Origin of the sequence: Klebsiella sp. BIGb0132 (assembly GCF_024810075.1) — a bacterium.
Taxonomy (GTDB): Bacteria; Pseudomonadota; Gammaproteobacteria; order Enterobacterales; family Enterobacteriaceae; genus Klebsiella; species Klebsiella terrigena.
This window is the reverse complement of record NZ_JANUDW010000001.1, coordinates 405,672-427,790: the sequence shown is the minus strand read 5'-3', so window position 1 is coordinate 427,790 and position 22,119 is coordinate 405,672. Positions and strand designations below refer to the sequence as shown.

Sequence of the window (22,119 nt, the reverse complement as noted above, 5' to 3'; positions counted from 1 at the left end):
AAGTTGAAAATATGAGCCTGCTAATTATGCGCCTGAGAAAGGATTGCTGCAACGGAGGAGGGCTTTTAATGCTAAGGTCGTGGCCCCCCGAACGGGGGCTTTGGGCGTAATAACGGCAGCTATTCGTAGCGCGAAGGAACGCCGGGCGGGCGCGACTTGAAGCGGCGATGCATCCACATATACTGCTCCGGCGCCATCAGAATGCACTTCTCGACGATGTGGTTCATCCACAGGGCGGTCGTCTGCGGATCGTCCAGCGGCGGATCGCACTCCGGCGGCAGAATAATCAGCTCATAGCCTTTACCGTCGGGCTTACGCCGCGGCACGAAGGGAACGATGCAGGCTTTCGACATTTTTGCCAGCATCCAGGTACCGGAGGTGGTGGCGGCCTGTTCGACGGCGAAAAAAGGCACGAAGACGCTGGAGGCCGGGCCGTAGTCGTGGTCCGGCGCGTACCAGATAACATCGCCTTTTTTCAGCGCCCGCACCATGCCCTTCAGGTCCTTACGGTCGATCATATCTTTGTTGGAGCGCAGTCGTCCCCACGTCTGCAGCCAGTCGATAACCGGATTATCATTCGGGCGATAGACGCCAATACCCGGCTCATTCATCCCGAACATGCGGGCGCCCATTTCGAGAGTGAGGAAGTGGATACCGATCAGCAGAATGCCGCGTTTTTGCGCCTGTACGGCCCTGATATGTTCGACGCCGATAGAATCGGTCCAGCGCGCAATGCGGTGCGCAGGCCAGAACCAGGCCATACCGGTTTCCATCAGGCCCATGCCAACGGATTCAAAATTTTGTTTTATCAACTGATGACGTTCCTGCTCGCTCTTCTCGGGAAAGCAGAGCTCCAGGTTACGGTAGGCAATTTTTGCGCGCCGGGTCATCAGGCGCATCGCGAGTCGACCCAGGGCGGTACCCAGGCGATAAATCAGCGGATAGGGGAGTTGGACAACGAGCCACAGCAGGCCGATTCCTGGCCAAAGTAGCCAATAGCGCGGATGCAGCAACGCCACGGAAAATTTAGGTAAATGGGTCATCTCATACCTGTTTAATTAAGCAACGCGTTCTATTATCGCATTTTTTTATGGTTCAGCCAAAACCAGCGGTCAGGTTGGCATTTATTGTTAAATCATAGCTAAGGTTGCTGTAAAAAATGTAGCGTGAAATGTATGGATGTAAATTAATGCCTTTTTACTATATGATGCCGGCCGTTTGTTTTACTCATTTTTATGTCGAGCAGGTACACCATGCCAGTGTTACATAACCGCATTTCAAATGAGACGTTAAAAGCGCAGATGTTGGCCGAGAGCGAGCCGCGCACGACGATCTCTTTCTATAAGTACTTCACCATCGTTGACCCAAAAGCGACGCGCGACGCCCTGTGGATTGCGCTGACTAAGCTGAACGTGTTTGGCCGTATTTACCTGGCCCACGAAGGGATCAATGCGCAAATCAGCGTCCCGCAAAGCCGCGTTGAGGCCCTGCGCGAATATCTGTACGCCTTCAACCCGGCGCTGGAAGGGCTGCGCATGAACGTCGCCCTCGACGACGACGGCAAATCGTTCTGGGTGCTGCGCCTGAAGGTGCGTGACCGAATTGTTGCCGACGGTATCGATGATGAGACCTTTGATGCCTCTGACGTTGGTGACTACCTGAAGGCGGCGGAAGTGAACGCGATGCTGGACGATCCCGACGCGATCTTTATCGATATGCGTAACCATTACGAATACGAAGTGGGGCATTTCGAGCAGGCGCTGGAAATTCCCGCCGACACCTTCCGCGATCAGCTGCCGAAGGCGGTTGAGATGATGCAGGAGCATAAAGATAAAAAAATCGTTATGTACTGTACCGGCGGTATCCGCTGCGAAAAAGCCAGCGCGTGGATGAAACACAACGGCTTCAGCAAGGTCTGGCACATTGAAGGCGGCATCATTGAGTACGCGCGTCGCGCGCGCGAGCAGGGTTTGCCGGTGCGTTTTATCGGTAAAAACTTTGTTTTTGATGAGCGCATGGGCGAGCGTATTTCTGACGACATTATCGCGCACTGCCACCAGTGCGGTGAGCCCTGCGATAGCCACACCAACTGCCTGAACGACGGCTGCCATCTGCTGTTTATTCAGTGTCCGAGCTGCGCGGAGAAGTTTGCCGGATGCTGCAGTGAATCCTGTATGGAAGAGCATAAGCTGCCGGAAGAGGAGCAGCGTCAGCTGCGGGCCGGGCGTGAGAATGGGAATAAGATCTTCAATAAATCCCGCGGGCGTCTGAATACCAAGCTGGGGATCCCGGATCCTGAGACGTCAGAAAAACCATAGCCAGACGAGGTCGATAATCGCCAGCAGCAGCCACAGAGCGAGATAGATCATAAAGTGCTCGCGGACGTTGTTGATCAGTAAGTCATACAGGCGACGCATAGGATCTCTCAGTGATAAACGGCCTCCGATGAGGCCGTTTTTTTATCGGTGCGGTGGCGGCACCGCGGGTGGGCTATTATTGCTGAAAGCGGGCCAGCGAGAAGGGGGTCAGATCAAACGCTGGCGATTCTCCGCGGGCAAACTGGACGGCGATTTCGCCCAAAACCGGCGCAAATTTAAAGCCATGGCCGCTTAATCCGCTGATGAGCAGCGTTTGCGGATGACCGGGGAGCGTATCGATAATGAAGTCCTCATCCGGCGTATTGTCATAGGTGCAGGATGCGCCGTGCAGGCAGCCGCCGATACCGGGCAGGACGTTGCGCAGGAAACTGAACGATTCCGAACCGTCCGTTGCCACGCTGCCAAACGGCGTGCGCTCCTGGGCACTGGAGATAAGCTGCCCGCCGTTGTGCTTGCCTATCTTGAGTTCATTATCTTCCGCCGGGAAGCCGTAGAACTGGTCGCCGTTGGGCAGCTCGCCGGTAAACGCCGGGAAGTTGTTTTTGCTGCTATAGCGGCCATCGGCCTGGAACCAGGCAAAGATTTTGCGTACCGGCTGCACCGGCAGTTCCGGCAGCAGGCGGGTTACCCAGGTACCGGCGCTGATCAGCAGCTTTTGCGCGCTGTACTGGCCATCCGCGGTGTCGATAGTGACGCCGTCCTGGTGATGGTCGATAGCGGTGACCGGACAGTTGAACAGCTGCGCGCAGCCCGCTTCACGGGCCAGGCGAATCCAGGTTTCAATGGCCAGCTCGCTGCGCAGAACGCCTGATGCCGGCTCAAAAACCCCGCGATAGCCCTCAGGCACGCGAATCTCCGGCCAGCGGGCCATAATGGTCTGGGCGTCCATCTCTTCAACGTTGAGCTCAAATTCACGAGCGCTGTTCATGACGTTGCTGAGAAACGAGGATTCCGCCGGGCCAAGATTGATAACCCCGGTACGCTCAAAAACGGCTTCACCGCTGAGGGTCGCCAATTCATCCCACAGCTGCTGCGCCCGCAGCACCAGAGGGACATATTTTTCACCCTCACCATAGGCGTGGCGGATAAGACGCGTATTGCCGTGATGACTGCCTTCCTGATGCGGAGGCTGGTGGGCGTCGACCATCAGCACGTTGAGTCCTGCGCGACGAGCGTAATAGCCTGCGGCGGCGCCGGTTGAACCGCTGCCGATAATGATGAGGTCGTATTGCATGGTATGTTCCGGGTTTTTGTTTTATTAGCAGGGTAATTAACAACCCACACTTATTCAAGCCCGAAAATAAATCAGGCACCAATCGGTGCCCGTTTAGTTAGAGTATATGGATGACAGCAGAATCACTAATGTCTTCGGTACTCATTGACCTGGTATTCACCTGCTTCAATCTTCGCAATACCGGCTTCAAGAATAGAAATAAATTGACGTGCGACGTCCGTCGTCAGCCATAAAGTCTGGCCAATTTCAGCTTCATTACTGCTTTCATGAGTGGGGTTCTGGTAGTGCAGGCGCAACATCAGCGCGTCGTAGCTGTCTACGGTGCTGATGTCCCATCCGACGAGGGGATGGGTCTGGATGACTTCATTATTCTTTTCCATCATAACCCCTTATTCATATGTTAAAAGACAACAATTCTCGAGGTTTAATGCATATTTTTTGAAGCAAGTTAATTATATCAGGTGTTAAGAATAAACTCGAGAAATTAACGCGCGCGGGGCGAGCTTTTCTCTTTTTGCCGCTTTTTTGCGCAAATTTTGTCCCGCTGTACGTTATTTTGTAAGGAAATAATCAGGAAATTAAAGAAAAGTCTGAGTATTCAGGAAGAGGGAATAAAAAAGCCGGGGCGACCCGGCAAAAGAAGCACAATGAGGGAGCAAATTAATTTGCTGTACCGGTCAGACTTCGAGATGAATGAGTCTGGAGCAGGCAAAAACCTCGATGAACGACCTGAGGTATTTTGCGCCGCCGTCTGCATACAACCCGAATGACTCAGGGTACGTCGTGGATAAACCAGTCATCAGCGCTTTCCCAGGTTTCTTGCAGGATTTCGCTTATCCGGTCTTTATCTTCTTTAAGGCCACCAATAACAGAAAGATTGTTAGCGGTGGCGAAGCGTACGGTTACCTGGCTTGGTTTGGCCGGGAACTGCTGATCGATACGTCGGGAGAGTTCATTATTCAGCGCTTCTAAAGCGCCGCTCGGTAAGGCGGTAGTTTTGGCGATAGACACTTCGATGCGCATGATAGCCCCCTGTGTAATATACTGTTTATTTATACAGTATCATTTGCATATTTACAACAGAGGGCGGCGTTTTATTTTTTCATCGTCCAGCGTACGGTTTCACCGGCGAGGAAGGGGACCAGCGTGTCGCCAGGCAGCGCGATGCTCTCTGCCACAACGCTCTCTTCGCGCACCAGCTCAACAAAGGTCTCGTTGACCGGCAGGCCGTAGAAGCGCGGGCCGTTAAGCGAACAAAACGCCTCGAAGTGCTGCAGCGCATTCATCTCTTCAAACACCGTCGCGTAGCTGCCCAGCGCGGTCGGCGCATTAAAGCAGCCGGCGCATCCGCAGCTGGCTTCTTTACGATGACGGGCGTGCGGCGCGGAGTCGGTGCCGAGAAACGCGCGCGTAAAGCCGCTGGCGACCAGCTCGCGCAGTGCCTGCTGGTGAATATTGCGTTTGAGGATCGGCAGGCAGTAAAGGTGCGGACGAATACCGCCGACCAGCATGTGGTTACGGTTAAACATCAGATGCTGCGGCGTAATGGTGGCGGCCAGCAGCTCGTTGCCATCGCGAACGTACTCTGCGGCGTCTTTGGTGGTGATATGTTCGAACACCACCTTCAGGCCCGGCAGGCGCTGGCGCAACGGCTCCATGACCGTCTCGATAAAGCGCGCTTCGCGATCGAAAATATCGATTTCCGCGTGCGTGACTTCGCCGTGGACCAGCAGCGGCATGCCGAGTTTTTCCATGCGCTCAAGCACCGGCATAATGGCGTCGATGCTGGTCACGCCGTGGCTGGAGTTAGTGGTGGCATTGGCCGGGTAGAGTTTAGCCGCGGTGAAAACGCCGGCCTCAAATCCGCGCTCCAGCTCGGCTGGGTCGAGCGTATCGGTGAGGTAGCAGGTCATCAAAGGGGTAAAGTCATGCCCGGCGGGCACAGCGTTAAGGATCCGCTGGCGATAGGCGACGGCGGCTTCAACGGTGGTGACAGGCGGCGCCAGATTCGGCATCACGATCGCCCGACCGTAAAACTCGCTGGTGTAAGGCACGACGGTTTCCAGCATATCGTCATCGCGCAGATGGATGTGCCAGTCGTCAGGGCGACGGATTTTCAGTACCTGGGGTTGTGCTGTCATGGAAGGCTCCGGCTAATAGGTTCAGTCATCAGGGCTGTTTTTCACCGGGCACAAAGGATAAGCGTAAACGTTTTCCTTTGCATCAACTTCCGTAAAAAAACGGGCGCCTGGCGCCCGTGATGCTAATTGGTGAAGGGGATGATTATCTCACCCGGCTTGACCTCTATGCCTTTCGCGTACTTTTTCGCCAGCGCTTCGCCGGTGCTGGCGTCTTCGCGCAGAACGTAGGCGGGCTGCTGGTTAAAATAGCTGCGCAGGGATTGATTCAGGTAGGGGATCAGCGTCTGCACGACCGACTGCAGCTTCTCAGGCGCGACTTTGGCATCGACGACTTCCATCTCCTGCAGGAAGATCGCCCCTTTTTCCTTGTTGAATACAGGCAGCGCTTTCAGCTTAAGGTCAATCGTGGCTTTTTGATTACCGAACAGCGAATTGAGATCCAGGCTGGCAACGCCGCTCAGAGTCACCTTATTCGGCTCCTCGCGACCAATCGCGCTGGTTAAATCGTGCAGTTCAATATGCGCATCCGCCACGCCCGGCAGGCCGATATCCTTGGCGAAGTGATTACGTTTCTGCAGCGCCTGATTAATTTCCTGTTCGCTTACCGAATACTGCGTAAGCTGATTACAGCCGCTCAGGAGGCCGCTCACGATAAGCGCGGCCACGATAAACATCTTTTTCATTGGGTTCCTTAACGTAATGCCATGGACTCATCCTGACACAAAGCAGCATGGCCTGCCAGCACCACAGGCGCTAGCGGAAAATGCTGAAAATCAGCCCGGCATGACGCATCGAATCAGGTTCGCGGCTCCAGCATGCCGGAGGCCGAGCGCCTGGCGCTGAATTGCCACCACAGGGCGATAAAGGTGATGAAGCCGATAATACCCAGCATCAGCCACGGCAGCTCCGGCTGATTGACCGCTTTACCGGCGTCAAACAGCCACCCGCCGCCGGCGTAGCCAAAGGCCCCACCAAAGGCCAATCCCAGTCGACTAAAGCCCATGTAGCTGCCGCGCGCGCGGGCGTCGGCCAGCGATGCGCCCAGAGTTTCACGCGCCGGCTCGGCGATGATCGACCCCATATAGAAAATGCAAATCAGCGTAAACAGCTGCTGCAGGTTGCTGGTTAAGCCGATCGGCAGCATGGCCAGCGTCATGACCAGCAGGCCGGCCATCAGCCGATGCTCCAGCCGATAGCGTTTTTCACTCCAGCGGGCAATCGGATAGAGCAGCGTCAGGGAGATAGCCGCTTCAATGGCATACATCCATTTGACGGCGGTAGGGGAGCCGGCGATGTCGTTGACCATAATTGGCAGCATCAGCATGACCTGCACCGCCAGCATGTAATAGCCGGTTAGCGTCAGGACATAGGTCACGAAGCGCCTGTCGCGCAGCACGCGCCCCAGCCCCTCGCGCACCGGCGTTTTCACCGTCGACAGCTTCCACGCCGGGAGATACCAGGCGTTAAAGCCGGCGCAGGCGACGAACAGCGCCGCGCCTACGCTGCAGACGAGGCGGAAATCGTACTGTAACAACCAGCTGCCGAGCAGGGCGCCGATGACCGCGCCGGCGCTGTCCTGCATCATCAGAAGCGAAAAGAAGCGGCCGCGCTGATGCGGACGCACCAGCTTAACGACCAGCGCCGCGCGCGGCGGGTCAAACAGCGTCCCGCCGAGGCCAGAGAGAATGCAGGATAGCCAGAGTACCCACGGCTCGTGGGCCACCGCCATCGCGGCAAAGCCGCCCGCGCGCATCAGCATACCGGTGACGATCATCGGCTTGGCACCGAAGCGGTCGGCAACCGCGCCGCCAAAAATCCCCAGACCCTGCTGAACCAGCTGGCGCAGGCCGAGGGCGATCCCGACCATCAGCGCGGCCCAGCCCATTTGGTCAACAAAGCGAATGGAAATCAGCGGGAAGACGACAAAAAAGCCGAGAACGACCAGCATATTGTCGACCAACAGGAAGTATTTACCCAGGCTCCTTGCCTGCGATACGCGGGACATTTCCCCTCCTGGGAAAATAAAGATTAGCCCTTCTAGTGTGCGGGGAAGAGCGGGCGTTTCCCAGCGTACCTGCGACAATATTTTTTTATCAAAAAGCAAGTTTGATAGAGGCTATTCATCGAAAAGGGGAGATGGTGCAGAAAATGGTATGTTGCTGTTTTCACACCGTCGTTCAGGACAGGTATAGTGAAGGGAGCAGGGTAATAAGTCAGGGGAACAGGAGAGGGGAATGTTTGGCTACCGCAGTAACGTACCAAAGGTGCGTTTGACGACGGACAGGCTGGTGACGCGGCTGGTCCACGATCGTGACGCCTGGCGTCTGGCCGACTACTACGCGGAGAATAAAGGGTTCTTAAAACCCTGGGAGCCGGTGCGCGATGACAGCCACTGCTACCCCTCCGGCTGGCAGGCGCGCTTGTCGATGATTTCGGAGTTTCATAAGCAGGGATCGGCGTTCTACTTTGCGCTCCTCGATCCGGAAGAAAAAGAGATAGTCGGCGTGGCGAATTTTTCGAACGTGGTGCGCGGCTCGTTTCATGCCTGCTACCTCGGCTACTCTATCGGCGAGAAGTGGCAGGGGCAGGGCCTGATGTTTGAAGCGCTGACTTCGGCGATTCGCTATATGCAGCGCACGCAGCATATCCATCGCATTATGGCCAACTATATGCCGCACAACCAGCGCAGCGGCGATTTGCTGGCGCGTCTTGGCTTTGAAAAAGAGGGTTACGCCAAAGATTATCTGCTAATCGATGGCCAGTGGCGTGACCACGTATTGACGGCGTTGACGACACCGGACTGGATCCCGGGTCGCTAAGGAGAGAGCATGAAATATCAGTTAACCGCGCACGAAGCGCGCGTTATTGGCTGCCTGCTGGAGAAACAGGTCACGACGCCGGAGCAGTATCCTCTATCGGTTAACGCGGTGGTGACCGCCTGCAACCAGAAAACCAACCGCGAGCCGGTGATGTCGCTCAGCGAAAGCGATATCCAGGATCTGCTGGATACGTTAGTTAAGCGCCATTTCCTGCGCACGGTGAGCGGGTTTGGCAATCGGGTGACCAAATACGAACAGCGCTTTTGCAACTCCGAGTTCGGCGATCTGAAGCTGACCCCGGCGGAGGTCGCGGTGGTCACGACGCTGCTGCTGCGCGGCGCGCAGACCCCGGGTGAACTGCGCAGCCGGGCGCAGAGAATGTACGAATTTAGCGATATGGCGGAAATCGAAGGCGTGCTCGAGACGCTGGCTGGCCGCGAAGATGGTCCGTTCGTCGCGCGTCTGCCTCGCGAGCCGGGGAAGCGCGAATGCCGCTACATGCATCTGTTCTGCGATGATATGGACTCGCTGATTACGGCGGTAGAAGCGGTATCGCCGTCGGGAGACGATCTCCAGACCCGGGTTGAGGTGCTGGAGGCCGAAGTGGCGGAACTTAAAGAGCGGCTGGCCTCGCTGCTGGCTCATCTGGGGGATTAATCGTGACGGCAAAACTACGCGTTGGAGTGGTGGGGCTGGGCGGCATTGCGCAGAAGGCCTGGCTGCCGGTGTTAGGCGCCGCAGACGGCTGGACGCTGCAGGCGGCGTGGTCTCCGGGGAAAGAGAAGGCGCTGCGCGTCTGCGAAACCTGGCGCATACCCTACGCTGACTCTCTGGAGCAGCTGGCGGCGCAGTGCGATGCGGTATTTGTCCATACCTCAACGGCCTCGCATTTTGAGGTTGTCAGCCGGCTGCTTGGCGCCGGGGTGCACGTCTGCGTGGATAAGCCGCTGGCGGATAAGCTCAGCGACGCCGAATCCCTGGTCGAGCTGGCCGCCCGCCGCGGGCTGACGCTGATGGTCGGATTTAACCGTCGCTTTGCGCCTCTTTATCGCGAGCTGAAAGCGCATCTGGACGATGCCGCCTCGCTGCGTATGGATAAGCATCGCAGCGACAGCGTCGGTCACGACCTGCGCTTTACGCTGCTTGATGACTACCTGCATGTGGTCGATACCGCGCTGTGGCTGGCCGGCGGGAAGGCGCGTCTCAGCGGCGGTTTGCTGCAAACCACCGCCCAGGGCGAAATGCTCTATGCTGAGCACCACTTCAGCTCGCCGCAGCTGGAGGTCACCACCAGCATGCACCGCCGCGCCGGCAGCCAGCGGGAGTGGGTGCAGGCGGTTACCGACGGCGGTCTGTATGAGGTTCGCGATATGCGCGAGTGGCAGGAAGAGCGCGGTCAGGGCGTGGTTCAGCGTCCGGTTCCCGGCTGGCAAACCACCCTTGAGCAGCGCGGCTTTGTCGGCTGCGCGCGTCATTTTATCGAATGCGTGCAAAATCAGACGGTTCCCGAAACCGCTGGCGAACAGGCGCTGCTGGCCCAGCGCATCGTTGAAAAGCTGTGGCGCGAGGCGATGAGCGAATAATTCGTTGTAACATCTGGCAGTAGTAATTCATGACGAACCCGGTAGACTATCGCCACTTTCCAGCGCCCGCCATTGCGGGCGTTTTACTTCAGGGTTGTGGAAAACACCTCAATGAACCTTTTAAAATCACTGGCGGCAGTCAGTTCGATGACCATGTTTTCGCGCGTGCTGGGCTTTGCGCGAGACGCCATCGTCGCGCGTATTTTTGGTGCCGGCATGGCGACGGACGCCTTTTTTGTGGCGTTCAAATTACCGAATCTGCTGCGGCGCATTTTTGCCGAAGGCGCGTTTTCTCAGGCGTTTGTACCGATACTGGCTGAATATAAAAGCAAGCAGGGCGAAGACGCCACCCGCGTATTTGTCTCCTACGTTTCAGGCCTGCTGACGCTGGTTCTGGCGGTAGTCACCGTGCTTGGCATGCTGGCCGCGCCGTGGGTCATCACCGTGACCGCGCCAGGGTTTGCCGACTCCCCGGATAAGTTTGCGCTGACGACCCAGCTGCTGCGTATCACCTTTCCCTATATTTTGCTTATCTCGCTGGCCTCGTTAGCTGGCGCAATCCTGAATACCTGGAACCGTTTTTCGGTCCCCGCCTTTGCGCCGACTTTTCTTAACGTCAGCATGATTGGCTTTGCGCTATTTGCGGCGCCGTATTTCCACCCGCCGATGCTGGCAATGGCGTGGGCGGTCACCGTCGGCGGCGTGCTGCAGCTGGCGTATCAGCTGCCGCATCTGAAAAAAATCGGCATGCTGGTGCTGCCGCGTATCAGCCTGAAAGACGCCGGTGCGGTGCGGGTAGTAAAACAGATGGGGCCGGCAATCCTCGGCGTATCCGTCAGCCAGATCTCACTGATTATCAACACCATATTCGCCTCTTTCCTCGTTTCCGGGTCGGTCTCCTGGATGTACTACGCCGATCGCCTGATGGAGTTTCCCTCCGGCGTGCTGGGCGTGGCGCTGGGGACTATCCTGCTGCCGTCGCTGTCGAAAAGCTTTGCCAGCGGCAATCATGATGAGTACTGCCGTTTGATGGACTGGGGGCTGCGCCTGTGCTTCCTGCTGGCCTTGCCGAGCGCGGTGGCGCTGGGGATCCTCGCGAAGCCGCTGACGGTAGCCCTGTTCCAGTACGGCAAGTTTAGCGCCTTTGATGCAGCGATGACCCAGCGCGCGCTGGTGGCCTATTCCGTCGGCCTGATGGGGCTAATTGTCGTCAAGGTCCTGGCGCCGGGGTTCTACTCGCGCCAGGATATTAAAACGCCGGTTAAAATCGCCATCGTCACCCTGATTATGACCCAGGTGATGAACCTGATCTTTATCGGCCCGCTGAAGCATGCCGGCCTGTCGCTCTCTATCGGGCTTGCCGCCTGCCTCAACGCCGCGCTGCTCTACTGGCAGCTGCGTAAGCAAAAAATATTCACTCCGCAGCCGGGCTGGTTTACCTTCCTGCTGCGTCTGGTGATTGCGGTGCTGGTGATGTCTGCGGCGCTGCTCGGGATGATGTATATCATGCCGGAGTGGTCCCAGGGGACCATGCCGTTCCGTCTGCTGCGCCTGATGGCGGTGGTGGGGGTTGGCGTGGTGGCCTATTTTGCCAGCCTGCTGCTGCTGGGCTTTAGGGTGAAAGAGTTTGCCCGACGCACGGCCTGAAGCTAAACGCCGGGTAGAAACAGACCCGTTCCGCAGCGCGGAGCGGGTTTTTTTATTCTCCTGCGCGCTGCAGCGCCGCGATCCGTGCATTTTCCAGCAGGCGAATGGCAAGGGCGATTGCGCCCGCGGCGACGGCCAGAATCACCACGCCGTTCCAGCCGGCTATCACGTACAGCCTGCTGCCGAGCACGGAGCCGAGCGACATACCGACAAAGACCCCGGTGAACAGCAGGGCGTTCAGCCTGCCGCGGGCCTGCGGCTCCAGGCCGTAGACGAGGTTCTGGTGCGCCACGAGGCTTGACTGCAGGCCAAGGTCGAAGCCGATAGCCGCGATGGCGATCAGCACCAGCTGGCCGTGAGGCGGCAGTACCGGCATCAGGAACATCAGGGTAAAAGAGAGGGTAACCAGCGCGGCGCCCAGCTGGGTGACCTTCCCGGCGCCATACTTATCCGCCAGGCCACCGGCCAGCGGTGCGGCGAGCGCGCCTGCGGCCCCGGCGATGCCGAATCCACCGGCAACGGCGCTGCCCATCTGATAGCGTTCGAACAGCATGACCGCCAGCGTTGACCAGAAGGCGCTGAAGGCGACGGAGAGGAACCCCTGCGCCAGCGCGGCGCGGCGCAGAGCGGGGTAGCGCTGCCACAGATGCGCCATCGACTTCATCAGCTGCGGATAGCTCAGCGCGGAGTGAATTTCAAACCGCGGCACCACCCGCCACATCAGCAGGCCAATCAGCGCGATGCTCACCGCCGCCGCCTGGTACATCACCCGCCAGCCAAATAGCGCGCCGACCACGCCGCTCACCGTTCTTGAGAGCAGGATCCCCAGCAGCAGGCCGGTCATGACGGTGCCGACCATTTTCCCCTGTTTTCCCGCCGGGGCGAGGATTGCGGCCGCCGGCACGATGTCCTGGGCCATCGTCGCCGCCATACCGATAAGCAGGCTGACAATCAGCAGGGAAGTGAGCTGCCCCGTCAGGCTACACAGCAGCAGGAGCACGGCCAGCGCCGCGCTTTTCAGCAAAATTAGCGTACGGCGGTCATGACGATCGCCCAGCGGCAGAAGAAACAGAATGCCGAGCGCGTAGCCCGCCTGAGTCAGGGTAGGAACCAGCCCCATGCCTTCGACGCTAAGATGCAGATTGGCACCCATCAGCGGCAGCAGCGGCTGCGCGTAGTAAATAGAGGCGACGCTAAAACCTGCGCCAAGTGCGAGTATGAAGATAATCCAGCCGGCTTCGCGGGAGGATAGGGTTGTCGGTGCCATGATAAAGCCCTCGTAGATGCGATGGCGCTATTTTTCCCTGAATCCGGCTGGCGCGGTAGATAGCGTGGTGGTAAAACGGTTATACGCAAAACGTATAGGCATAGTGGGTATGAAACGGCAGGAACGTATAGACCGAATTGAACTGATGCGCACCTTTATTCGAATCGTCGAAGCCGGCTCGCTTTCTGCCGCTGCGCTGCAGATGGCCACCACCCAGGCGACGGTGAGCCGGCGCCTGCAGTCGCTGGAGGGGCTGCTGGGCAGCAAGCTTATTCTGCGCACCACCCATGCGATGAAGCTGACCGACGACGGCGAGCGCTGCTATCAGCATGCGCGTCGGGTGGTTGATGCGTGGCTGGCGCTGGAGGACGACCTGAGCATTGCCGATGACCGACCCGTCGGCGTGCTGCGGGTACGTGCGCCGCACGCGTTTGGTCAGCAGCAGCTGCTGGAGCCGCTGGTAAGCTTTCTGCAGCGCTATCCTCAGCTCTCCGTAGAGTGGATGCTCAATGACAAAAACGTCGATTTTCTCAGCGATAATATCGATTGTGCGATACGCGTCGGGGCCGAAGTCGATCCGGAGACGGTATCGGTGCTGCTGGCTGAAGTACCGCGCAGCGTAGTTGCCTCTCCCTCGCTGCTGGCGCGCTACCCGGCATTAGAAACGCCCCAGCAGCTGTCGCAGCTGCCGTGGGTGGCGATCAGCACCTTTTATCAGCATGAGGTGAAATTATTCCATCAGGAGCAAAGTCAGCAGCAGGTCTTCGGCATCGTGCCGTGCCTGAGCACCGACAGCGTGTACGTGGCGCGCAATACCGCGCTGGCGGGATTGGGAGTGGCTATCGTTTCAAGCTGGGCGGTGGTGGAGGATATCGCCGCCGGGCGGCTGGTCGAGCCGTTCCCGCAGTGGCGAGCCTCTTCGCTGCCGGTCCACCTGGTCTATCCGTGGGCGCGGTACTATCCGACCCGTTTACGCAAGTTTCTCGACCTGATGCGCGAGGTCATGCCGCAGGTGGCGGGTATGCAGCGCCCGGAAGGGGAATAAAAAAAAACCGGCCAGAGGCCGGTTTTTTTAGACTTAACGCTTACTCGACGGACTGTGGACGGGTTGGTTCCGCCGTAGCCTGATGAGTTGCGCTATGACCGCCGGCAGAACCTTTGCCGTCGAACGCGAACGACGGGCGAACCCAGTCGCTGCGACGCGGTGCTTCCGGTTCGTAAGCCGGAGCCGGGGCGCGGGTCATCGGCGCGGTAGCGTGGCGGTCAGTATCGATAACCGCTGCAGCGACGGGAGCGGGTGCTACCGCGGCAACAGGGGCCGGCGCCTGGTCAACGACCTGCGGTGCCACAGCTTCTTCCACTTCAGCTGGCGCTTCTGCCTGGACTGCAGGCTCGGCGTCAACGACGGCGGTTTCAGGCTCGGCAGCCGGCTGCTCAACCACGGCTTCTTCGTCTACGGCCGCAGACTCAGCGGCGATGACAGGCTCAGCAGCGATAACCGGCTCAGCGATAGCTTCAGCTTTAACCTCAACTTCAGCTTCAGCTGCGGCTTCTGCTACGGTCTCAGCAACGACTTCCTCAGGCGCCGCCTGCGGTTCGCTGGCGATAACCTGCGCAGCCGCTTCCGGCGCTTCCGGCGCTTCGGCTTCGCTGGCAGCGACGTCAGCCGCGACCGGAGCGATGACTTCCGCAACGGCCGGTTCGCTAACGATCTGCTCGGCAATAGCCGGCTCGGCAACGACAGCTGGCGCGACGGTTTCGGCAACAAAAGCCTGAACCTGCGGCTCTTCCTGCTGCTGGTCGTTCGGGCGGGCTACCGGGTAACGGATCCAGATTTTACCTGAAGCCATTTCCGGCGACGCGCAGGCTACGGTCAGCGGCATCGGTGATTGGGTCGGATAACGCTCGTCACGGTAACGACGACGACGCTGGCCGCTCACGCGCAGATGGCGCGGCGAACGACGGGAGCGGCGCGGCATACCGTTAGCATCACGGGATTCGTTGCTCTCTTCGTGCTCAACGTGAGTCTCAACCACCGCAGGCAGGTCAACTTTCGCCAGTTCAGTACGCGGAGCCACAACAACGTCTGGCTGCGCTTTCTCAACTACGGCTTCAGCTGCTTCTACGGCGACTTCCGCTACCGCAGATTCGATGCGAACCTTGTGGGCCAGCTGGCGAGGTTTACGACGCGGCATGTTCTGAACGCGTTCTTCCAGCTCAGCTTCCTGCAGAACAACCGGCTCATCCTGTACCTTAACGGCAACGGCTTCCAGCGGTGCCTGACGCTTATCGTCATTATTACGACGACGGTTACGTTCACGGCGCGGCTGCTGCTCGTCACGAGATTTCGCTTTTTCCGCTTCGTCGCCGGTGGCCTGGCGAGGTTCGCGCAGCTCGACGTTCTGCTGCTGCTTCTCACGACGGTTACGGCGGTTCTCCTCACGGGATTCACGAGACTCACGGCCTTCGCCGTTTTCGCTGCGGTTATCGCGGTCAGCACGCTCTACACGGTTATCGCGCTCGGCACGGTTGTCGCGGTTATCACGATTTTCACGGTTATCGCGACTATCACGGCCTTCGCGGTTGTCACGACGATCGTTACGATCGCGGCGATTATTGGTACGCGGTTTACGACGTTCCTGCTGGCGTTCCGGCTTCTCTTCGACTTTCTTCTCTTCCTGGACTTCAGCCGGTTTGGCTTCTTCCGTACCAGAGAAGATATTTTTCAAGGCGCCAAAGAAGCGAGAGATCAGGCCCGGCTGGGCCGGCGCTGAGGCCACGACCGCTGTCGGTGCGCTGGCGGCTGCGGGGACGGCTGCAGGCTCTTCATATGTCGGTGCAGGCGGAGCATCCGGCATCACGAAGGTTGCCAGTGCCGGCTGTTCCGGACGTTTACGTTCCGCCGGTTCTTCATCAGCTGGCAGCGCCATCTCTTCTTCATGCAGCTTCGGCAGCAGATAGCTCAGGGTAGAGGTCTCTTCGCCTTTGCGCACGCGCAGCACGGAATAGTGCGGGGTTTCCATCTGATCGTTCGGCACGATGATAACGCGCACGTCGCCCTGACGGGTTTCGATAGCGCTTACCGCCGCACGTTTTTCGTTCAGCAGATAGGACGCGATTGGCACAGGAACAATCGCGTGAACTTCCTGGGTGTTCTCCTTCAGCGCTTCTTCTTCAATCAGACGCAGAATGGAGAGCGACAGGGATTCATTATCGCGCACGGTGCCGGTGCCGCTACAGCGCGGGCAGACGTGATGGCTGGATTCGCCGAGCGACGGGCTCAGGCGCTGACGCGACATTTCGAGCAGGCCAAAGCGAGAAATATGGCTGATCTGGATGCGCGCGCGATCCTGACGTACGGCTTCGCGCAGGCGGTTTTCTACCGCGCGCTGGTGGCGTACCGGGGTCATATCGATAAAGTCGATAACGATAAGACCGCCGAGGTCGCGCAGACGCAGCTGGCGGGCAATCTCATCGGATGCTTCAAGGTTGGTGTTGAAGGCGGTTTCTTCGATATCGCCGCCGCGGGTTGCGCGTGCGGAGTTGATATCGATCGCGGTCAACGCCTCGGTGCTATCGATAACGATAGAGCCGCCGGACGGCAGACGAACTTCACGCTGGAAAGCGGATTCGATCTGCGATTCGATTTGGTAGTGGCTGAACAGCGGGATTTCACCGGTGTAGAGCTTAATTTTGCTGCTGAAGTCCGGACGACCCAGCGCGGCGATGTGCTGGCGAGCCAGCTCAAGCACTTTCGGGTTATCGATAAGAATTTCACCGATATCCTGACGCAGGTAGTCGCGGAACGCGCGCACGATGACGTTGCTTTCCTGGTGGATCAGGAACGGCGCCGGGCGGCTTTCTGCGGCTTTCTGGATAGCTTCCCAGTGCTTCAGGCGGAAGCTAAGGTCCCACTGCAGCGCTTCGGCAGATTTGCCGACGCCCGCGGTGCGTACAATTAGCCCCATACCGTCCGGCAGCTCGAGGCTGGCCAGCGCTTCTTTCAGCTCGGTGCGATCGTCACCCTCGATACGGCGGGAAATACCGCCAGCGCGCGGGTTATTCGGCATCAGTACCAGATAGCTGCCTGCCAGGCTGATAAAGGTGGTGAGCGCGGCGCCTTTGTTGCCACGTTCTTCTTTATCAATCTGGACAATAACTTCCTGACCTTCACGCAGCACATCCTTAATGTTAGGACGGCCGTGAGCGTTGTAGCTGGCTGGGAAGTATTCGCGGGCAATTTCTTTAAGAGGGAGGAAACCATGACGCTCGGCGCCGTAATCAACAAATGCGGCCTCCAGGCTAGGTTCAATACGGGTGATTTTGCCTTTGTAGATGTTCGCTTTTTTCTGTTCGTGCCCGGGGCTTTCGATATCCAGGTCGTACAGGCGCTGCCCATCAACAAGGGCGACGCGCAACTCTTCCTGCTGAGTTGCGTTGATTAACATTCTTTTCATCGTAACTTACTCATTATTCTTACATTGACGACTAAGCTGCGGGCAGAGTAACGCCTTGCCGGGGGAAACCGATGGCCTCGTGTCTGTTTCACGTCGCCAACCTCACGGTTGTCGCGCGCTTAAGAGGCGCAGAGTGTCGGTCGCCTGCATTTCAAACGGAAACACAGCGCAATTGTCAGGGGAATTGCCTGGGATGTATCACCAGAGAAGATTCCATTTATACACTTCATGCATCGAGCTGCTTTTGCACTGGCTGCGCTCGTTCATCCCTGTTACCTGGCGATGCAGGTTTCCGGGGATTCACTCTCTTGCTGCCATGACGCATCTCGAATAATTTTGCGTATATTCTATCGTTTTTCACGTTGCAGGCGTGTTGGCTTAACCTGCTCATCACAATCATGCGATTATCATGAGCTCCCGGGGATACCCGGAGTCGACGCCTTCCTGCGACGTGAAATCCATAGAGCCTGTACCGGTAAGGACTGCAACCCGCAGCCCGCTAACTGTCTGAAAGATCAATACGTCTTACGCCATTGCTGCGTTGATGATCGGTCAGACAAAATTGGTCATTCCGCTAATCTCTTGTTCTAACAAGATTCAACACGGAAAACGGCATCATTATTCCATTGCTAAGCTTGTTATAGCAAGTTGACTTTTACCTTTTATCACCCGGTTACTCACAGTTTTATCACCTACGTATACAGATTGTTCTAATAACAAACAAAACGACGATGACGCATACGATGAAAACCGGATAATGATAAATATAAGCATATAAAAATGAGTGGCGCTAATGCGTCGGGCTATTTAGAATCGCGCACCATGAAAACTGAGACCCCAACCGTAAAAATGGTTGCCATTACCGCTGATGAAGCGGGGCAACGCATCGATAACTTTTTGCGTACGCAGCTTAAGGGCGTACCGAAGAGCATGATTTATCGCATCCTGCGTAAGGGCGAGGTGCGGGTAAACAAAAAACGCGTCAAGCCTGAGTACAAGCTGGAAGCGGGCGACGAGATCCGTATTCCGCCGGTCCGCGTAGCCGAGCGTGAGGAAGACGCGGTCTCCCCGCATCTGCAAAAAGTCGCGGCTCTGGCGGACGTGATTCTGTATGAAGACGATCATATCCTGGTGCTCAACAAGCCTTCCGGTACCGCGGTTCACGGCGGCAGCGGCCTGAGCTTTGGCGTGATTGAGGGCCTGCGTGCGCTGCGTCCTGAGGCGCGCTTCCTCGAGCTGGTGCACCGTCTTGACCGTGATACCTCCGGCGTGCTGCTGGTGGCGAAGAAGCGTTCCGCGCTGCGTTCGCTGCATGAGCAGCTGCGCGAGAAGGGGATGCAAAAGGATTATCTGGCGCTGGTGCGCGGGCAGTGGCAGTCGCATACCAAAGTGGTGCAGGCGCCGCTGCTGAAAAACATCCTGCAAAGCGGCGAGCGTATCGTGCGCGTGAATCAGGAAGGCAAGCCGTCGGAAACCCGCTTTAAGGTAGAAGAGCGCTTTACCGACGCCACGCTGGTGCGCTGCAGCCCGGTGACCGGTCGAACCCATCAGATTCGCGTGCACACGCAGTATGCCGGGCACCCGATCGCGTTTGACGATCGTTACGGCGATCGGGAATTTGATAAGCAGCTAACGGGAACCGGCCTCAATCGCCTGTTCCTGCACGCCGCGGCGCTGAAGTTTACCCACCCGGGCACGGGTGAGGTGATGCGCGTTGAAGCGCCGCTGGACGGCCAGCTGAAGCGCTGCCTGCAGGTGCTACGCGACAAGAAGTAACGGAACGGCGGGTGCACTCTCCGCCGCTTGCACCGCGCGGGCCGATAAGCCCGCAGCGGTGATGCTCAGAACGGGGATCCGCGCTTCAGGCGAGCAGCGGGTTATAGCCTTCTCTGCGCAGCATCTGACAAAGCGCAATCAGCGGCAGGCCGACCAGCGTATTGGGGTCCCGGCCTTCTAAGCGCTCGAAAAGCGTGATCCCCAGCCCTTCGCTTTTAAAGCTCCCGGCGCACTGCAGCGGGTTCTCTTTACGCACGTAGGTCTCTATCTCCCGGTCGCTTAAATGGCGAAAGTGAACGTCAAAGGGCTCGCATTCGGTTTGCAAATGGCCGTTCGCCGAGTTGTAGAGCGCCAGCCCGGTGTAAAACGTCACGATGGTGCCGCTGGCTTTTCTTAACTGCAGGCGGGCGTTCGCTTCGCTATGCGGTTTACCGGTGATTTCGCCGTCAAGGACGCAAACCTGATCGGAGCCTATAATGAGATGCTGCGGGTAGCGCGCGGCGAGAGCCTGCGCCTTAGCCTGCGCCAGACGCACGACCAGCTGGCGAGCGGACTCGCCGGGGTGAGACGTTTCATCGACCTCAGGCGCCGCGCACTCAAACGGCACGGCCAGTTTTTCCAGCAGCATGCGCCGCCAGGGCGAGGTCGACGCCAGGATAAGCTCAGACATATTTTTTCATCCACATATAGCGCTTCGAAGAGCATCATTTTAAACTATGGGCCGCAATGTGTGCGAATAAATGGCAAAAGGCAACCTGAGGCTGCCTTTTTCTTTGACTCTATGACATTACAAAGTTAATATGCGCGCCCTATGCAAAAAGTAAAATTACCCCTGACTCTTGACCCGGTTCGCACGGCTCAAAAACGCCTTGATTACCAGGGCATTTATGCTCGCGATCAGGTAGCACGTGTGGCCGATTCTGTAGTCAGCGTGGACACCGATGTGGAATGCAGCATGTCGTTCGCTATTGATAACCAGCGTCTTGCCGTTATAACCGGCGATGCGACGGTGTCAGTAACCCTCGAATGTCAGCGTTGCGGGAAACCGTTCCCTCGTCATGTCCACACAACGTATTGTTTCAGCCCGGTCAGAAATGACGAACAGGCCGAAGCACTGCCGGAAGCGTATGAGCCGATTGAGGTTAACGAATTCGGTGAAATCGATCTGCAAGCGTTGGTTGAGGATGAAATTATTCTCTCCTTGCCTGTAGTTCCGGTGCATGATTCTGAACACTGTGAAGTGTCCGACGCGGACATGGTTTTTGGTGAACTGCCTGCAGAGGCACAGAAGCCAAACCCATTTGCCGTATTAGCCAGCTTAAAGAATAAGTAATTGAGGAGTAAGGTCCATGGCCGTACAACAGAATAAACCAACCCGTTCCAAACGTGGCATGCGTCGTTCCCATGACGCTCTGACCGCAGTCACCAGCCTGTCTGTAGACAAAACTTCTGGTGAGAAACACCTGCGTCACCACATGACTGCCGACGGTTTCTACCGCGGTCGCAAGGTTATCACTAAGTAATCACGCGATACTCTATGAACTTCGTGTTGTATGAAGCCCGCGCAGTTAACGGTGCTGCAGCGTGAAGGACAACGAGTATAAGCGTGGTGAAGCTTAGTGAGGATTTCCCCAGGTAACTGGGGAATAACCGAACCGGGCAGCGACGATACCTTGACACGTCTAACCCTGGCGTTAGATGTCATGGGGGGCGATTTTGGTCCCTCCGTGACGGTGCCTGCAGCACTGCAGGCACTGATCTCTAATTCGCAACTCACACTTCTTTTAGTCGGCGACCCCGACGCCATCACGCCATTACTTGCCAAAGCTGATTTCGAACAACGTTCACGTCTGCAGGTTATCCCTGCGCAGTCAGTTATTGCCAGTGATGCGCGACCCGCGCAGGCGATTCGCAGCAGCCGCGGAAGCTCAATGCGCATGGCGCTCGAGCTGGTGAAAGAGGGGCGGGCAGAGGCCTGCGTCAGCGCGGGCAATACCGGCGCGCTGATGGGGCTGGCAAAACTATTACTCAAGCCCATTGAGGGAATTGAGCGCCCGGCGCTGGTGACGGTGCTGCCGCACCAGCAGAAGGGGAAAACGGTGGTGCTGGATCTTGGCGCCAACGTCGACTGCGACAGCACCATGCTGGTCCAGTTTGCGGTGATGGGGGCGGTACTGGCGGAAGAAGTTGTCGGTATTGAAAATCCCCGCGTCGCGCTGCTGAATATTGGCGAAGAAGAAATGAAGGGCCTCAGCAGCATTCGCGACGCCGCGGCGGTTTTGAAAACGCTGCCGTCTCTCAACTATATAGGCTATCTTGAAGCCAATGAACTATTGACGGGCAAAACCGATGTTCTGGTTTGTGATGGATTCACGGGCAACGTCACATTAAAAACCATGGAAGGTGTTGTCAGAATGTTTCTTTCGCTGCTGAAATCGCAGGGAGAGGGCAAAAAACGGTCGTGGTGGCTGCTGTTATTGAAACGTTGGTTACAAAAAAGCCTCGCAAGGCGATTCAGTCACCTCAACCCCGACCAGTATAATGGCGCCTGTCTGTTAGGATTGCGCGGTTCCGTGATTAAGAGTCATGGTGCTGCCAATCAGCGCGCCTTTAGCGTTGCAATAGAGCAGGCAGTGCAGGCGGTGCAGCGGCAGATACCTCAACGGATCGCCGCTCGCCTGGAATCTTTATACCCAGCAGGCTTTGAACTGCCGGGGGGCGGCAGAAACGGGAACTCCCGACAGCAACGTGGGACGAACGAGCAGGATTGACGCCCCAGCGGTTTGAACAAGGCGGGTATGTTACCCAAGAGTGACT

At 57.6% G+C, this 22,119-nt stretch carries 21 protein-coding genes; 10 read left to right on the top strand and 11 right to left on the bottom strand.

What is annotated here, in order from left to right:
* Positions 1-119: 119 nt before the first annotated feature.
* The gene (locus M2416_RS01945; RefSeq protein ID WP_076945195.1) at positions 120-1,043 is read right to left on the bottom strand and encodes a Kdo(2)-lipid IV(A) acyltransferase; all 924 of its coding nucleotides are present in this window, start codon (positions 1,041-1,043) and stop codon (positions 120-122) included.
* A 210-nt stretch (positions 1,044-1,253) separates the two neighbouring features.
* Between M2416_RS01945 and trhO the strand changes: the two genes are divergently transcribed.
* Positions 1,254-2,318, top strand: coding sequence for an oxygen-dependent tRNA uridine(34) hydroxylase TrhO (gene trhO, locus M2416_RS01940; RefSeq protein WP_041144947.1), 1,065 nt, complete (start codon positions 1,254-1,256; stop codon positions 2,316-2,318).
* On the opposite strand, the gene M2416_RS01935 is transcribed toward trhO, so the two are convergent.
* From M2416_RS01935 to mdtH, 7 genes are all read right to left on the bottom strand, one after another.
* Positions 2,304-2,417 carry a DUF2770 family protein gene (locus M2416_RS01935; protein WP_071844905.1) on the bottom strand — a complete coding sequence of 38 codons (114 nt, stop codon included), beginning with the start codon at positions 2,415-2,417 and terminating at the stop codon, positions 2,304-2,306. The two genes, trhO and M2416_RS01935, sit on opposite strands and share 15 nt — an antisense overlap.
* 76 nt (positions 2,418-2,493) lie before the next feature.
* Positions 2,494-3,612 carry an N-methyl-L-tryptophan oxidase gene (gene solA, locus M2416_RS01930; protein ID WP_259221809.1) on the bottom strand — a complete coding sequence of 373 codons (1,119 nt, stop codon included), beginning with the start codon at positions 3,610-3,612 and terminating at the stop codon, positions 2,494-2,496.
* 125 nt (positions 3,613-3,737) lie between these two features.
* Positions 3,738-3,992, bottom strand: coding sequence for a biofilm formation regulator BssS (bssS, locus tag M2416_RS01925; RefSeq protein WP_041144949.1), 255 nt, complete (start codon positions 3,990-3,992; stop codon positions 3,738-3,740).
* A gap of 391 nt (positions 3,993-4,383) precedes the next feature.
* Positions 4,384-4,635, bottom strand: a complete 252-nt coding sequence (gene dinI, locus M2416_RS01920) for a DNA damage-inducible protein I (protein ID WP_041144950.1) — start codon at positions 4,633-4,635, stop codon at positions 4,384-4,386.
* A gap of 71 nt (positions 4,636-4,706) precedes the next feature.
* A complete protein-coding gene (pyrC, locus tag M2416_RS01915; RefSeq protein WP_041144951.1) occupies positions 4,707-5,753 on the bottom strand; it encodes a dihydroorotase in 1,047 nt (348 codons plus the stop codon).
* A gap of 122 nt (positions 5,754-5,875) precedes the next feature.
* Positions 5,876-6,436: a lipoprotein gene (locus M2416_RS01910; RefSeq protein WP_045854830.1), complete on the bottom strand. Its 561-nt coding sequence runs from the start codon at positions 6,434-6,436 to the stop codon at positions 5,876-5,878.
* A gap of 113 nt (positions 6,437-6,549) precedes the next feature.
* Positions 6,550-7,758 carry a multidrug efflux MFS transporter MdtH gene (gene mdtH / locus M2416_RS01905; RefSeq protein ID WP_259221806.1) on the bottom strand — a complete coding sequence of 403 codons (1,209 nt, stop codon included), beginning with the start codon at positions 7,756-7,758 and terminating at the stop codon, positions 6,550-6,552.
* 229 nt (positions 7,759-7,987) lie between these two features.
* On the opposite strand from mdtH, the gene rimJ reads away from it, so the two are divergent.
* The 4 genes from rimJ to murJ all read left to right on the top strand — a co-directional run bounded on the left by rimJ (position 7,988) and on the right by murJ (position 11,802).
* The gene (gene rimJ / locus M2416_RS01900) at positions 7,988-8,572 is read left to right on the top strand and encodes a ribosomal protein S5-alanine N-acetyltransferase (protein ID WP_045854832.1); all 585 of its coding nucleotides are present in this window, start codon (positions 7,988-7,990) and stop codon (positions 8,570-8,572) included.
* A gap of 9 nt (positions 8,573-8,581) precedes the next feature.
* Positions 8,582-9,229, top strand: coding sequence for a YceH family protein (locus tag M2416_RS01895; protein ID WP_132510992.1), 648 nt, complete (start codon positions 8,582-8,584; stop codon positions 9,227-9,229).
* A 2-nt stretch (positions 9,230-9,231) separates the two neighbouring features.
* Entirely contained in the window at positions 9,232-10,155 is a 924-nt protein-coding gene (locus M2416_RS01890) for a Gfo/Idh/MocA family protein (protein ID WP_076945201.1), read from the top strand.
* A gap of 111 nt (positions 10,156-10,266) precedes the next feature.
* Positions 10,267-11,802, top strand: a complete 1,536-nt coding sequence (murJ, locus tag M2416_RS01885; RefSeq protein ID WP_041144957.1) for a murein biosynthesis integral membrane protein MurJ — start codon at positions 10,267-10,269, stop codon at positions 11,800-11,802.
* Between the two features lie 52 nt (positions 11,803-11,854).
* Here the strand turns inward: murJ and M2416_RS01880 are convergent, their stop codons facing one another.
* Positions 11,855-13,069, bottom strand: a complete 1,215-nt coding sequence (locus M2416_RS01880) for an MFS transporter (protein ID WP_259221804.1) — start codon at positions 13,067-13,069, stop codon at positions 11,855-11,857.
* A 16-nt stretch (positions 13,070-13,085) separates the two neighbouring features.
* On the opposite strand from M2416_RS01880, the gene M2416_RS01875 reads away from it, so the two are divergent.
* Complete coding sequence (locus tag M2416_RS01875; RefSeq protein ID WP_259221803.1) at positions 13,086-14,114, top strand: LysR family transcriptional regulator; 1,029 nt, start codon at positions 13,086-13,088, stop codon at positions 14,112-14,114.
* A gap of 40 nt (positions 14,115-14,154) precedes the next feature.
* On the opposite strand, the gene rne is transcribed toward M2416_RS01875, so the two are convergent.
* On the bottom strand, positions 14,155-17,526 hold the full coding sequence (gene rne / locus M2416_RS01870; RefSeq protein ID WP_259221802.1) for a ribonuclease E: 3,372 nt from the start codon (positions 17,524-17,526) through the stop codon (positions 14,155-14,157).
* 822 nt (positions 17,527-18,348) lie between these two features.
* Between rne and rluC the strand changes: the two genes are divergently transcribed.
* Positions 18,349-19,302, top strand: a complete 954-nt coding sequence (rluC, locus tag M2416_RS01865; protein ID WP_166646121.1) for a 23S rRNA pseudouridine(955/2504/2580) synthase RluC — start codon at positions 18,349-18,351, stop codon at positions 19,300-19,302.
* An 85-nt stretch (positions 19,303-19,387) separates the two neighbouring features.
* Here the strand turns inward: rluC and M2416_RS01860 are convergent, their stop codons facing one another.
* Positions 19,388-19,972 (bottom strand): Maf family protein, encoded by a 585-nt coding sequence (locus M2416_RS01860; RefSeq protein WP_259221801.1) that lies wholly within the window; start codon positions 19,970-19,972, stop codon positions 19,388-19,390.
* A gap of 141 nt (positions 19,973-20,113) precedes the next feature.
* Here M2416_RS01860 and yceD point away from each other — a divergent pair, with 141 nt between their 5' ends.
* From yceD to plsX, 3 genes are all read left to right on the top strand, one after another.
* On the top strand, positions 20,114-20,635 hold the full coding sequence (yceD, locus tag M2416_RS01855; protein ID WP_041144962.1) for a 23S rRNA accumulation protein YceD: 522 nt from the start codon (positions 20,114-20,116) through the stop codon (positions 20,633-20,635).
* Between the two features lie 16 nt (positions 20,636-20,651).
* Positions 20,652-20,825, top strand: coding sequence for a 50S ribosomal protein L32 (gene rpmF / locus M2416_RS01850; protein WP_071844907.1), 174 nt, complete (start codon positions 20,652-20,654; stop codon positions 20,823-20,825).
* 150 nt (positions 20,826-20,975) lie between these two features.
* A complete protein-coding gene (plsX, locus tag M2416_RS01845) occupies positions 20,976-22,073 on the top strand; it encodes a phosphate acyltransferase PlsX (RefSeq protein ID WP_217698309.1) in 1,098 nt (365 codons plus the stop codon).
* The last annotated feature ends 46 nt before the right edge of the window (positions 22,074-22,119 follow it).